This is a genomic window from Micromonospora sp. NPDC048040, assembly GCF_055587185.1.
Genome location: NZ_JBVJGT010000099.1, coordinates 1 through 11,824, shown reverse-complemented (window position 1 = coordinate 11,824; position 11,824 = coordinate 1). Strand labels below are relative to the sequence as shown.

The 11,824-nt window shown below is 74.3% G+C and carries 14 protein-coding genes; 9 read left to right on the top strand and 5 right to left on the bottom strand.

Going from position 1 to position 11,824, the window contains the following annotated elements; translation table 11 throughout:
- Window positions 1–670, bottom strand: a 670-nt coding sequence (locus ACZ6O2_RS35650; protein WP_466026086.1) for a PP2C family protein-serine/threonine phosphatase, incomplete at its 3' end; no start/stop codon positions are given.
- Window positions 671–811: 141 nt separating this feature from the next.
- On the opposite strand from ACZ6O2_RS35650, the gene ACZ6O2_RS35645 reads away from it, so the two are divergent.
- The 7 genes from ACZ6O2_RS35645 (at window position 812) to ACZ6O2_RS35615 (ending at window position 7,057) form a co-directional block, all read left to right on the top strand.
- The gene (locus ACZ6O2_RS35645; protein ID WP_089001290.1) at window positions 812–1,048 is read left to right on the top strand and encodes an HTH domain-containing protein; all 237 of its coding nucleotides are present in this window, start codon (window positions 812–814) and stop codon (window positions 1,046–1,048) included.
- Entirely contained in the window at window positions 1,048–1,626 is a 579-nt protein-coding gene (locus ACZ6O2_RS35640; protein WP_466026085.1) for a Clp protease N-terminal domain-containing protein, read from the top strand. Before ACZ6O2_RS35645 ends, ACZ6O2_RS35640 begins: the two co-directional genes overlap by 1 nt.
- Window positions 1,627–1,735: 109 nt before the next feature.
- Complete coding sequence (locus ACZ6O2_RS35635; RefSeq protein WP_466026084.1) at window positions 1,736–2,737, top strand: diacylglycerol/lipid kinase family protein; 1,002 nt, start codon at window positions 1,736–1,738, stop codon at window positions 2,735–2,737.
- Complete coding sequence (locus ACZ6O2_RS35630; RefSeq protein ID WP_466026083.1) at window positions 2,730–3,731, top strand: YihY/virulence factor BrkB family protein; 1,002 nt, start codon at window positions 2,730–2,732, stop codon at window positions 3,729–3,731. The genes ACZ6O2_RS35635 and ACZ6O2_RS35630 overlap by 8 nt, the downstream gene beginning before the upstream one ends.
- Window positions 3,732–3,809: 78 nt before the next feature.
- Window positions 3,810–5,300: a phosphatase PAP2 family protein gene (locus tag ACZ6O2_RS35625; RefSeq protein ID WP_466026082.1), complete on the top strand. Its 1,491-nt coding sequence runs from the start codon at window positions 3,810–3,812 to the stop codon at window positions 5,298–5,300.
- A gap of 8 nt (window positions 5,301–5,308) precedes the next feature.
- Window positions 5,309–6,112: an endonuclease/exonuclease/phosphatase family protein gene (locus tag ACZ6O2_RS35620; RefSeq protein ID WP_466026081.1), complete on the top strand. Its 804-nt coding sequence runs from the start codon at window positions 5,309–5,311 to the stop codon at window positions 6,110–6,112.
- A 135-nt stretch (window positions 6,113–6,247) separates the two neighbouring features.
- Entirely contained in the window at window positions 6,248–7,057 is an 810-nt protein-coding gene (locus ACZ6O2_RS35615; protein ID WP_466026080.1) for a hypothetical protein, read from the top strand.
- Window positions 7,058–7,202: 145 nt separating this feature from the next.
- Here the strand turns inward: ACZ6O2_RS35615 and ACZ6O2_RS35610 are convergent, their stop codons facing one another.
- The 3 genes from ACZ6O2_RS35610 to ACZ6O2_RS35600 all read right to left on the bottom strand — a co-directional run bounded on the left by ACZ6O2_RS35610 (window position 7,203) and on the right by ACZ6O2_RS35600 (window position 9,390).
- Window positions 7,203–8,060: an alpha/beta fold hydrolase gene (locus ACZ6O2_RS35610; protein WP_466026079.1), complete on the bottom strand. Its 858-nt coding sequence runs from the start codon at window positions 8,058–8,060 to the stop codon at window positions 7,203–7,205.
- Entirely contained in the window at window positions 8,057–9,019 is a 963-nt protein-coding gene (locus ACZ6O2_RS35605; protein WP_350712660.1) for a TIGR03557 family F420-dependent LLM class oxidoreductase, read from the bottom strand. The genes ACZ6O2_RS35610 and ACZ6O2_RS35605 overlap by 4 nt, the downstream gene beginning before the upstream one ends.
- A 176-nt stretch (window positions 9,020–9,195) precedes the next feature.
- The gene (locus ACZ6O2_RS35600; protein ID WP_466026078.1) at window positions 9,196–9,390 is read right to left on the bottom strand and encodes a hypothetical protein; all 195 of its coding nucleotides are present in this window, start codon (window positions 9,388–9,390) and stop codon (window positions 9,196–9,198) included.
- A 169-nt stretch (window positions 9,391–9,559) separates the two neighbouring features.
- On the opposite strand from ACZ6O2_RS35600, the gene ACZ6O2_RS35595 reads away from it, so the two are divergent.
- Window positions 9,560–10,513, top strand: coding sequence for a sporulation protein (locus ACZ6O2_RS35595; RefSeq protein ID WP_350712648.1), 954 nt, complete (start codon window positions 9,560–9,562; stop codon window positions 10,511–10,513).
- A gap of 76 nt (window positions 10,514–10,589) precedes the next feature.
- On the opposite strand, the gene ACZ6O2_RS35590 is transcribed toward ACZ6O2_RS35595, so the two are convergent.
- Window positions 10,590–10,979 carry a hypothetical protein gene (locus ACZ6O2_RS35590; protein ID WP_357465022.1) on the bottom strand — a complete coding sequence of 130 codons (390 nt, stop codon included), beginning with the start codon at window positions 10,977–10,979 and terminating at the stop codon, window positions 10,590–10,592.
- 277 nt (window positions 10,980–11,256) lie between these two features.
- Between ACZ6O2_RS35590 and ACZ6O2_RS35585 the strand changes: the two genes are divergently transcribed.
- On the top strand, window positions 11,257–11,664 hold the full coding sequence (locus ACZ6O2_RS35585) for a hypothetical protein (RefSeq protein WP_466026077.1): 408 nt from the start codon (window positions 11,257–11,259) through the stop codon (window positions 11,662–11,664).
- Window positions 11,665–11,824 lie beyond the last annotated feature (160 nt).

The window sequence follows — 11,824 nt, the reverse complement described above, 5'->3', positions numbered from 1 at the left end:
CCGCCAGCAGCTCGCGGGCCAGGTGGTAGTCGACCTGGTCGCTGACTCCGTCGGTGCAGAGCAGCCACACGTCGCCGGGACGCAGCGACACGGCGAGCAGGTCCGCCTCCGGCTCGCCCGGGTGCCCCGCGTAGCGGGTCAGCTGGTAGCGGGCGCGGGCGGCGGCGGGGGAGTCGGCCGGGTACCAGCCGTGCAGCACGCCCAGCCAGGCCGCCGTGTGGTCGACGGTCATCAGCTCCAGCAGGCCGTCGCGCAGCCGGTACGCGCGGGAGTCGCCGAGCTGGAGGAGCCAGCCCTGGCCGCCGTCGGGCTCGACGAGCAGGGCGGTCAGGGTGCAGCCGGTCAGCTCCGCCAGGCCCGCGCCGGCGGCGCGTACGGCCGACTGGACGCCGGCCACGGCGGCGTGCAACTGCCGGGGGCCGACGTCGGGCCAGGCGGCCCGGACCTGTGCGACCAGGGTGCCCATCGCCGTGGTGCCGGCCCGGCGGCTGCCCTCGCCGGCGCCCATCCCGTCGGCCACTGCCGCGAACGGCAGGGCCGGGTCGACGTGCAGCACGTCGAAGTTGGCCGGATAGCGGTTGCCGACGACGCTGCCGCCGACGGCCTCCACCGTGATCTCGCCGAGCGGATGGCGGCGCGGCTGGGCGGGCGCGGGAACCTCATCGGACACGGGGACCTCGGCATCGGACACGGGGACCTCGGCGGGCCGGCGGGCGAAGGCTGGACACCGGCGGACGGTAGCACCGGGCGAGCCGAACCCGGGTGTCAACGTTGGTTGACAGGGTGGCGGATGTCAACGTAAGTTGACGATATGAGTCAGGCAACGGAACTCGCCGCGGCAGCCGGCAGCACCGACCCCCGGGTCGGGCTGCGCGCCGTCCGCGCGCTGCGCCGGCTGCTCGAACGGCTCGAGGTGGTCCAGGTGGACAACGCCCGTCGACAGGGCTGGTCCTGGCAGGAGATCGCCGACGAGCTCGAGGTAAGCCGGCAGGCGGTCCACAAGAAGCACGCCGGGCGACCGGCGGTCGGATCCTCCTGGGAGGCGTGATGTTCGAACGGTTCTCCGACCGGGCCCGCACCGTCGTGCGAGTCGCCCGGGACGAGGCCCGGGCCGAGGGCCAACGGCCGGTCGGCACCGAGCACCTGCTGCTGGCCCTCCTCGCCGACGGGGACAGCCTCGCCGCGCGGGTGCTCGCCGAGGCCGGCGTCCGCGCCGACGACCTGCGGGCCCGCGTCCGCCGGCACACCGAGCGGGGTGGCACCGGCCTCGCCGACGCCGACGCCGACGCCCTGCGGGAGATCGGCATCGACCTGGCCGCGATCGTGGCCCGGATCGAGGAGTCGTTCGGCCCGGACGCGCTGCGCGAGGCGGCGCCGGCGCCGCGCCGCCGCTGGGGCCGCCGACGGTACGCGGGCGGGCCGTTCTCCTCCCGCGCCAGAAAGGTGTTGGAGCTGTCGCTGCGGGAGGCGCTGCGGCTGCGCCACCGCCACATCGGCACCGAGCACATCCTGCTCGGGGTGCTCCGCGAGGGGCGGGGGCTGGGCGCGCTGGTGCTCACCGAGGCCGGGGCCGACCTGGACGACCTGCGCCGGCGGGTGGAGACCGCGCTGCGGGCGGCGGCCTGAGCCTCCGGAGCCGGCGACCCGGGGCGGGATCGTAAACCTGTTTCCGCTGCGCGTAACGTCACCGCGTCGCCGGCTCGCTGCCGCGTCGGATCTGCTGCACACTGGCGCCGTGGATCCTCGACAGGACAGGCGCGCGGCCCCTGACGGTGGCCTGCGCTCCGCCGTGGTGGTCAACCCCGTGAAGGTGGCCGACCTCGACGAACTGCACCGGACGGTCCACGACGCCCTCGCCGCCGCCGGCTGGCCCGAGCCGCTCTGGTTCGAGACCACGGTGGAGGACCCGGGCCGTGGCCAGACCGAAAAGGCGGTCGAGGCCGGCGTGGACGTGGTCTTCGCCTGCGGCGGCGACGGCACCGTGATGTCCTGCGTCAGCGGCCTGGTCGGCACCGACGTCGCGCTCGCCGTGCTCCCGCAGGGCACCGGCAACCTGCTCGCGGCCAACCTGGGCCTCTCCGGGGACCTGGCCGCCGGGCTGGAGGTCGCCGTCGAGCGCGGTCGCCGGCTGCTCGACGTCGGCGCGGTCGAGGACCACTACTTCACCGTGATGGCCGGCATGGGCTTCGACGCCCAGATGCTCGCCGACACCTCCGAGACCACCAAGAGGCGGATCGGCTGGCCGGCGTACGTGGTGGGGGCCGCCAAGCACCTGCGCGACCGACCGATGAAGGTGTCCATCCGCATCGACGACCAGCAGCCGATCCGCCGGCGGGCCCGCTCCGTGCTGATCGCCAACGTCGGGCGCCTCCAGGGCGGGGTGCGCCTGCTCACCGACGCCGAGCCCGACGACGGCTACCTCGACGTCGCCGTGCTCACCCCGCGTACGCTGCGGCACTGGCTGGCGCTCGGCTGGGCCGTCGTACGCCGGCAGGACCGCGTCCCCCGGATGGAGGTCTTCCGGGGCCGGCGCGTGGAGATCACCAGCAACCGGGCCCAGCCCCGGGAGCTCGACGGCGACCTCATCGAGCCGGGCCGCACCCTGAAGGCCGAGATCCGGCGGCGGGCGCTCTGGCTCTGCGTGCCGCAGCCCGCGCAGGCCCCCGACCTGGCCGAGGACGCGCAGGCGGCCGGAGAGCGGGGCGAGCAGCTCATCGACGAGGCGCACAGTGAGTAGCACCCGGATCGTGCCGGAGACCCGGCTGATGCCCGACGAGGAGCTCAACGCCGACGACGCCTGGCACACGCTGCGCCGGCAGGGCGGCTGGCACCTGCTGCGGGACGCCTTCATCCGGTTCCGCTACGGCGACGGCTTCAGCCACTCCCGCGCGTTCGCGCTGCAACTGTGCCTCGCCGTGGTGCCGTTCATGATCGCGCTGACCGGCCTGATCAGCGAACTCGGCGTGGAGGAGGGCGGCCAGGTCGTCGCCGACACGGTGCTCGCACTCACCCCCGGGGCGAGCGAGCCGGTGGTGGCCGAGCTGCTCGGCGAGGGCGACCGCACCGAACGCGCCGGGGAGCTGGCGCTCAGCCTCGGCCTGATCACCGGCCTGGTCGCGCTGACCAGCACGATGGCGCAGATCGAGCGCGGGGCCAACCGGATCTACGGCGTGGAACGGGACCGCCCGGCGCTGTGGAAGTACGTCCGCGCCGCCGTCCTCGCCCTCACCGCCGGCGTACCGGCGCTGACCGGGTTCCTGATCCTCGTCGGCGGCGGCCCGATGGGCGACTCGGTGCAGCGGCACTACGCCTGGGGCGAACTCGCCAACGGCGTCTGGGACGTGGTGCGGTGGCCGCTCAGTCTCGGGCTGACCGTCCTGGCCGTCGCGGTGCTCTTCCGGCACGCGCCTCGCCGCAACCAGCCCGGCCTGTCCTGGCTCTTCTTCGGCGCCGGGATCGCCACCGTCCTGTGGTGGGTGGCCAGCCTGCTGCTCGCCGCGTACGTGCGGTTCAGCGACGGGTTCGGCCAGACCTACGGCGCGCTGACCGGCATGATGGCGCTGCTGCTGTGGGCGAACCTGACCGGCATGGCGCTCTTCGGCGGGCTCTCCTTCGCCGCCCAGTTGGAGGCGTTGCGGATCGGCGTGCGCGAGCCGGCCCAGCCGGACCTCTGGGAGCCCGAGGCCGGGCGCGACCAGCTCCACGACACCGGCGACATGACCTCCCTGTAGTCCGTTTCGGACACCCTCCGGTGTACGCGGAGCGCCGATCGGGTATTGCGGCACGCCAGGAGCGAGAGGGAGGCTGCCGTGGACGCGGTCAGAGAGGCGTTGCGTCGACCCCTGGGTCACTTCACCGAGCGGACGCTCGCCGGCCTGGCGGTCGTGCTCGGCGCCGGGGTCGGCTTCGGGGTGCTCCTCGTCCTGGTCCGGACCCGGTGGACCCCGCTGTACGACGTCGACCACGGCGTGGCCGCCTGGCTCAACGACCTGGTCGCCCCGCACGGGCCGCTGGTGACCGTGCTCAACGCGCTCACCGACCTCGGCGGCCGGGCGGTCATCGTCTGGCTGGTGTCGGTCGCCGTGGTCGGCCTGCTGATCCGCCGGCAGGGTCGGCTCGCGGTGTTCCTGATCGTCACCGGTCTCGGCGCGCTGATCCTCGACCCGGCGCTCAAGACGCTGGTCGACCGGCTGCGCCCCGAGGTGGAGGTGCCGATCGGCAGCTATGCCGGGGACAGCTTCCCCAGCGGGCACGCGCTCGGCTCGATGGTCGCGTACGGGGCGCTGCTGCTGGTCTTCCTGCCGGCCATGTCGCGCCGTTGGCGCAGGCCCGCGATCGTCCTGGTCGCCGCCGTCGTGTTCCTGATCGGGCTGACCCGGATCGCGCTGGGCGTGCACTTCGTCTCCGACGTGCTCGGGGCCTGGCTGCTCGGCGCCGCCTGGCTCGGCGTCACCGCGTACGCCTTCCGGCTGTGGCGGTTGGAGCGGGGCCGGCCGGTCCCGGCGCTGGCCGAGGGGCTGGAGCCGGAGGCCGCGCACGAGGTGGCCCCCGCCCCCGACGAGGCACACCTGCTGCCGCACCCCCGGGCGGCCGTGTTCGAGCTGGTCGTCGGCTGGGTGCTGGTCCTCGGCGCGCTCTACGGCTTCGGCATGTTCGTCAGCTACCACGCCGGCGGCACCCTCTTCGCCACCCTCGACACCGACGTGCCGAGGTGGTTCGCGGAGCACCGCACCCCCGAACGGGACGACCTCAGCCACTGGTGGAGCAAGGCCGGCGACACGCACGCCATCCTGCTCATCTCGCTGGTCTTCTGCCCGCTCGTGCTGGCCGTGTGGCGGCGCTGGCGGCCGGTGCTGTTCGTCGCCCTGACCATGTTCGGCGAGCTGAGCCTCTTCCTCGCCTCCGCCGCCGCGGTCGACCGGCCGCGCCCGCCGGTGGGCAACCTCGACGGCCCGATGCCGACCTCCTCGTTCCCGTCCGGCCACATCGCCGCCACGCTCTGCGTCTGGGTCGCCGTCGCGATCATCGTCGTCCCGCGTACGGACCGGTGGTGGCGGTGGATCTTCGTGGCGCTGGCGGTGGTGATGCCGGCCGGCGTGGCGATCTCCCGCATGTACCGGGGGATGCACCACCCCACCGACGTCATGGGCGCGATCATCCTCACCACCCTCTGGATCGGGCTGCTCTACTGGGTCGTCCGCCCCAACGAGGACCTGCGCGAGGGCAACCGGCCCAGCATCGAGTCCGAGGACGTGCACACCCTCGACGACGAGCTGGCCAAGGCCGCCCGGGTGGACTGACGGCACCGATGCTGCGGGTGATGAGCTGGAACATCCGGACCGGCGGCCGGGACCGGAGCGGCGCCGACCGCCGGGACCGGCTGGCGCGGGTCGTCGTCGCGCAGCGGCCGGACGTGCTGGCCCTGCAGGAACTGCGGGGCTTCGACTCGGGCGACGTGCTCGGCGACTTCGCGGGCCGGGTGGGGATGTGCCCCCACCTCGCCCGCTCCTGCTTCGGCCAGCCGGTGGCGGTGCTGCTCCGGCCGCCGCTGCGCGCCCTCGCCGCCGCCCGGGTGCGCCGGCCGTTCCACCACGCCGCGCAGCGGGTCACCGTGGCGACCGACGCCGGCCCGCTGACCGTGCTGAGCGTCCACCTCGATCCCTACTCGGGGCTGCGCCGGCGCGTCGAGGCGGGCTGGGCCGCCGCCGCGCTGCGCCGCGCGCCGGGGGAGCTGGGGCTGCTGGCCGGGGACCTGAACACCCTCGACCCCGTCGCCGACCACACCGACCGGATCGCCCGGCTCCCCGCCGCGTACCGCCGCCGTCACCTGCGTCGGGACGGGCGGACGGTGGACACCCGGGCGGTGGCCCGACTGCTCGCCGTCGGCCTGGTCGACCTGTACGCGGCGGCCGGCACGCCCGACGCCGGGCTGACCGCGCCGACGCGGCACGGCGGCGGCGCGGAGTTCTCCGGCATGCGGCTGGACTATCTGTTCGGCACCCCGGCGCTGGCCGCCGGGGTGCGGGACTGCCGGGTGGTCCGGGGCGGCGACACCGAGTACGCCTCCGACCACTACCCGCTCGTCGCGGACCTGGCCCTCGACCCGGCCTGAGCCCACCCGGTCGGTCACATGGTCACCCGGCTGCCCGTCGGCCACCCGGCTACCCCGTCGGCCACCCGGCAGCCCCGTCGGTCGCCTCGACGCGCCCGCCGCCGGGTGCTTGCCGGGGCTGGTTACCGTGTGCCGGTGATCGACTCGCCGGGCCCGGCTCCGCGTGCCACCGGAACATCCGCCACTTCTGAGGCCGCGCCGCTGGTCGTGGCCGTCGCCCGGGGGATCGCGCTGGTCGTGGTGGTGCCCGTGCGGCTGGTCTGGGAGCTGGTCGCCGCCGTCTGCGGGTGGCTGCACCGCTGGCTGCTCGCGCCGGTCGGCCGGTTCCTGGACCACTGGCTGCTGCGCCCGGTCGGCTGGCTGCTGCGTCACCTGCTGTGGCTGCCGCTGGGCTGGCTCGCCCGCGGCATCGCCTGGCTGGTCCGGACGGTGGTGTGGGTGCCGCTGGTGTGGCTCGCCCGTGGCGTCGCCTGGTTGGTGCGGACGGTGGTGTGGGTGCCGCTGGTGTGGCTCGCCCGCGGGCTGGCCTGGCTGGCCCGGACGGTGGTGTGGGCGCCGTTGACCTGGCTGGCGTACCACCTGGTCTGGCTGCCGTTGAGCTGGCTTGCCCGGCTTCTCGCCCCGCTCGGGCGCCTGCTGGCGGCCGGGCTCGCCGCGCTGGGCCGGTGGCTGCTGGCCGCCGGCCGGGTGCTGCTCGACGCGGCGGCGTGGGCGTGGCGGATGACCGGCCGGCTGCTGTGGTGGTGCTACGCGCTCACCCTGCGGCCGTTCGTGCTCGCGGCGGGCTGGCTGTGGCGGCACGCCGTGCGCCCGGTGGGCCGGGCGGTCGCCGCCGCGTGGCGGGCGACGGTGTCGCCGGTCGCCCGTTGGCTGCGCGGCAGCGTCGTCGACCCGGTCCGCCAGGCGACCCGCGAGGTGCTGGCCGCCCTGGGCCTGCGCCGCTGACCAGGGGCGGGCGAACGACGGTTAGAAGACCAGGTTGAGGAGGACGGTCAGGACGATCGAGGCGACGATCGAGAAGAGGATCATCAGGAGGCAGCCGAGGCCACCGCCGGCGGGGCGGATCTCCGTGTTGCCGATGCGCATGTGATCACCTGTTCGTCAGGGACGGGGCGAGCAGGGCCCGGATCGCGTCGGCGACCTGCGCCGGCGCGGTGGTCGCGACGTTGTGCGCGGCGCCCGGCACGGTGAGCGTGCGGGCGTGCGGCACCAGCCGGCCCACCTGCGACCGCCAGGACGCCGGCACCACCGGGTCCCGGGAGCCGGCGACCACCAGGGTCGGCGCGGTGATCCGGACCAGGTCCGCCTCGACGCCGTTGCGTACCGAGTGCGCCAGCGTCGCGTGGACGCGCCAGGGGCGGGCGTCCACGACGTCCCGGAGCAGGATCGGCGCCTGTAACGGCGCCTCCCGCAGGGCGTCCACCAGCCACCGCCCGAGCTGTCCCCGCCGGGACCGGGCGGCCGGGTCGCCGGTCGGCCCGGCGAGCACCACGGCCCGGACCGCGTCGGGCTGGCGGGCGGCCAGCGCCGCGACGACCTCCGCGCCGAACGAGTGCCCCAGCAGGCAGACCGGCGGCATCCGGTACGCGGCCAGCCAGGCGGCCAGGTGGTTGGCGTGCCGGGCCACGTCGTACGCCGTGTCGGGGCGCTCGGTGAGCCCGAAACCGGGCAGGTCCGGCGCGTACACGGGGTGGGTGTCGGCCAGCGCCAGGGCGAGTGGGGTCAGGTAGCGGTGGGACACCGCCAGCCCGTGCACCAGCACGACGGGTGTGGCGCCGGTGCCCGGGCCGGCCGTGCGGCGGGTGTGCGTACGGATCCCGTCGACCAGCCGCCACTCGCTGGTCAGGCCGGCGGCCGGGCGCGGCGCGGCCAGCGCGAGGCGCAGCTCGGCCGGTCCGAACCGGCCGGGCGGGGTCACCCGGGGCCGCCGGGTCGGCGAGATTCTCACAGCTCGCGCAGCCTCGGCAGCAACTGCTCCTGCGCCCAGTCCAGGAACATGGGTTGCGTCTCGCCGCCCACCTGCACGATCGCCACGTGGGTGAAGCCCGCGTCGACGAACTTCTTGAACGCCTCGACGTGCCGGTCCACGTCGGGCCCGCAGGAGATCCCCGCGGCCACGTCCTCCTCGCGGACGAACTGGGTGGCGGCGGCGAACGACTCCGGCCCGGGCAGGTCTGCGTTGACCTTCCAGCCCATCCCGAACCAGCGGAACTGGTCGTGCACGATCTTGCGGCACTCCGCCTCGTCCGGGCCGTAGCAGATGGCCACCTGCCCGTAGCGGGGCCGCCCGACGCCGCCGGCGTCCTCGTACATCTCGATGATGTGCGGGTCGGGCTCGGTGGCGACGATGCCGTTGCCGTACTCGGCGGCGAGGGTGGCCGACTGCCGGCCCGAGGCGGCGATTGCCATCGGCACCGGGCGGTCCGGCCGGTCCCACACGTAGGCGTCGGGCACGTCGTAGTGGTTGCCGGAGAAGGTCAGCGTCTCCCCGTTGAGCAGGGGCCGGATGATCTGGAGCGCCTCCTCGAACATCTCGTGCCGCTGCTGCACGTGCGGCCAGCCGCCGACCACGTGCTCGTTGAGGTTCTCGCCCGCGCCGAGGCCGAGGGTGAACCGGCCGTCCGAGAGCACCCCGACGGTGCTGGCCTTCTGCGCCACGACCGCCGGATGGTAGCGGCGGATCGGGCAGGTCACGAAGGACATCAGCTCCGCCCGGCTGGTGGCGTGCGCGACCGCGCCGAGCACGGACCAGGCGTACGGGGAGTGGCCCTGCGAGTCCAGCCACGGGTAGTAGTGGTCGGAGATGACGAGCTGCTCGAAGCCGGCCGCCTCCGCCCGCACCGCGTAGTCGACCAGCTGCTTGGGGCCGGCCTGCTCGCACAACAGGGTGTAGCCGACGGTGACCATGGCGTTCTCCTTCCGAGCCGTCTTCCCGCCCGGCTCGGCGGCCGGACCCGGGCGGATCATCCACGGGTACCCCCGGCGGCGCCGGTCAACCCTCGCGGCCGGCGGCGAGGCGGGCGGCGCGCATGGTCAGGTAGCGATGCTCGGGCAGGCTCGTGGTCAGGGCGGCTGCAGCCCGGTTACGCGGCCACCGCGCCCTCCCGGTCGCCGGCCATCTCGCGCAGGTGCCCGCGGGCGGCGGGCAGCCGGTGGTGCCCGGCGAGCTGGGGGTCGGCGTCCAGCGCGTCGAGGCCGCCGGGCCGTGCACCATGGCGGTCGCCACCGCGCGGTTGAGGGCGACGACCGGGTTGCCGGGCCGCGCGCGTCGAGCACAAGGCTGGTCTTCGCGCGGCGTAGGTGAACGATGCTCATCCCGGGGATGCTCCCAGGGCGGTCCGGGCCGGCATGTGCCCTCACAGGCACTTCACAGCGGTGCCCGATAGGGTCCGAGCAGTCAACGACCCGCTCCAGGGTGGAGCGCGGCGTGATCCCGCGGGAGTTCCGATGGTCTTCAAGAAGATGCTGAGCGCGTTCGGTGTGGGTGGGCCGAGCGTCGACACCGTCCTGACCAACCCGAACACCCGACCCGGCCTGACCCTGGAGGGCCAGGTGAACCTGGTCGGCGGCGACGCCCCGGCCAACGTCGAGCAGGTCGTCGTCAGCCTGGTCACCCGGGTCGAGATCGAGGGCGGCGACACCGAGTACGCCGGCATCATGGAGTTTCACCGGCTGCCGGTCAGCGGCGCGTTCCAGCTCGCCCCGAAGCAGCAGCTCTCCCTGCCGTTCCAGCTCCCGGTGCCGTGGGAGACCCCGATCACCGACGTGTACGGCCAGCGGCTGCGCGGCATGACGATGGGGCTGCGTACCGAGCTGGCGATCGCCCGTGCGGTGGACAAGGGCGACCTGGACCAGGTCAACGTGCACCCGCTGCCGGTGCACGAGCGGATCCTGGAGGCGTTCCAGCAGCTCGGGTTCCGCTTCAAGCATGCCGACCTGGAACGCGGCCACATCCGGGGCACGCAGCAGACGCTGCCGTTCTACCAGGAGATCGAGTTCTTCGCCTCGCCCCAGTACGCGTCGACCATCAACGAGGTCGAGCTGACCTTCGTCACCAGCCCGCACGGCGTCGAGGTGATCCTGGAGTGCGACAAGCGCGGCGGGTTCCTCACCGCCGGGCACGACGCCTTCGGCCACTACCGGGTCTCGTACGCGGACGCCGACCGGACGGACTGGGTCCAGGTCGTCGACGGCTGGCTGCGGGAGACCACCTCGCGCTACGGCAGCCTGCGCGCGCAGGGCTTCGGCGGCCACGGCCACGGGCACGGCCGGGGTCCCGGTATGGGCGGCGTGGTCGCGGGCGCCGCGCTCGGTCTTGTCGGCGGCATGGTCGCCGGCGAGATGATCGAGGACGCGATCGAGGGCGACTTCGCCGAGGACTTCGGCGGCTTCGAGGAGTAGGACCAGACCACACACGGCGGTGGCCTCCGGGACGTACGCCCCGGAGGCCACCGCGTGTTGTGGCGCGCGTACCCGGTCAGTGCCGGGCCTTGCGCTCCTCACTGCTGCGCCAGTTGCTGCCGGCCTTGGCCAGACCACGGCTACCCAGGTAGCCGAGGGTCAGCAGCGTGATCATGAACCACGCGTTGGGGGCCCGGAAGATGTCCACCCCGGCCGAGTTCTTCCCGACCAGCTGCGAGGCGGCCAGCACGCCGATCACAGCCGCGATGTAGACCCAGAACTCGGTGGTCCGCAGCGCCGGCTTGGTCTCGGTGCCGGGTGCCTGCATGGCCTCCCGACGCCCGTCGGGCACCATCGGCATCGGGCGGGTGGGCGTCTCCTGCATGGCCCGGTCCTGCATGGCCCGGTTGGGCGCCTCCTGCACCGGCCGGTTCATCGGCCTGGTGGATGCAGCCTGCGTGCTCATCTTGTCCTCCTCAGGATGCGATGAGTCGTACCTGCATTCCCTCCCCCCGCTACCGCGTTTCGGCCACGGCACGGTTCGCGTTCATGGCGAGGGCACCCGCCGTCTACCCGACCCGCCGGGAGCAGTAACACCCCCGGCGGCCGGGAAAAATCCGGTCCGCCGGGCCGCGCGGGGCGCGCCACGGACGGGGTACGCCGCCGGCCGGCCCGACGGCGCGGGTTTGCCGGGGCGGTCGCCGGGCACGCACCCGGACCGACACTTCTGTGAGGTGATGGACGTGCGTGAGGACGACATGCGACAGGACGCCGCCCGCCGGGCCGAGGACCGGATCGCCGGCGGCGTGTACGGCGAGGGCGTCCTGGACGAGGTGACCGTGCCCCGCACCGACGTGCAGCGGGTCATCCAGGACGAGGACCCGGACGACCCGGCCCACGTCCCGGTCGACCCGGACGTGCTGCGCGACGGGGGCCCCACCCGGGGGCAGGGCGCGATCACCACGACCGGCGGCATCGCCGGCCCGGCCAGCGCTCGGCGGCTGGCCCGGCAGCCCGAGCGGCACCCCGGCAAGGTGGCCCCCACGACCACGGGCGACGCCACCACCGGCGGCATGAGCACCCCCGCCGGCGGCTCCACCAGCGACCAGTCCAGCACCGCCAGCCAGGTCGGCAACTTCACCAACGAGTGACCGACCCCGTCGCGGCCCCACCCGCCTGACGGCGTCGGCGGCGGAGATCCACACCACCGCCGCCGGGTGATGCCGCTAAATCTTGGACAGTTCCCTTTCAGGGGAAACGGAAGCTGTCCAAGATCCGCGAGCCGGCCGTCGACGCTGGCGATGCTGGCGA

Bases quoted from the DNA above. Each gene is read 5' to 3' on its own strand.
- ACZ6O2_RS35620 (WP_466026081.1), top strand. From the start codon at position 5,309: ATGCTGCGGGTGATGAGCTGGAACATCCGGACCGGCGGCCGGGACCGG.
- ACZ6O2_RS35595 (WP_350712648.1), top strand. From the start codon at position 9,560: ATGGTCTTCAAGAAGATGCTGAGCGCGTTCGGTGTGGGTGGGCCGAGC.
- ACZ6O2_RS35605 (WP_350712660.1), bottom strand. From the start codon at position 9,019: ATGGTCACCGTCGGCTACACCCTGTTGTGCGAGCAGGCCGGCCCCAAG.
- ACZ6O2_RS35645 (WP_089001290.1), top strand. From the start codon at position 812: ATGAGTCAGGCAACGGAACTCGCCGCGGCAGCCGGCAGCACCGACCCC.
- ACZ6O2_RS35590 (WP_357465022.1), bottom strand. From the start codon at position 10,979: ATGAGCACGCAGGCTGCATCCACCAGGCCGATGAACCGGCCGGTGCAG.
- ACZ6O2_RS35640 (WP_466026085.1), top strand. From the start codon at position 1,048: ATGTTCGAACGGTTCTCCGACCGGGCCCGCACCGTCGTGCGAGTCGCC.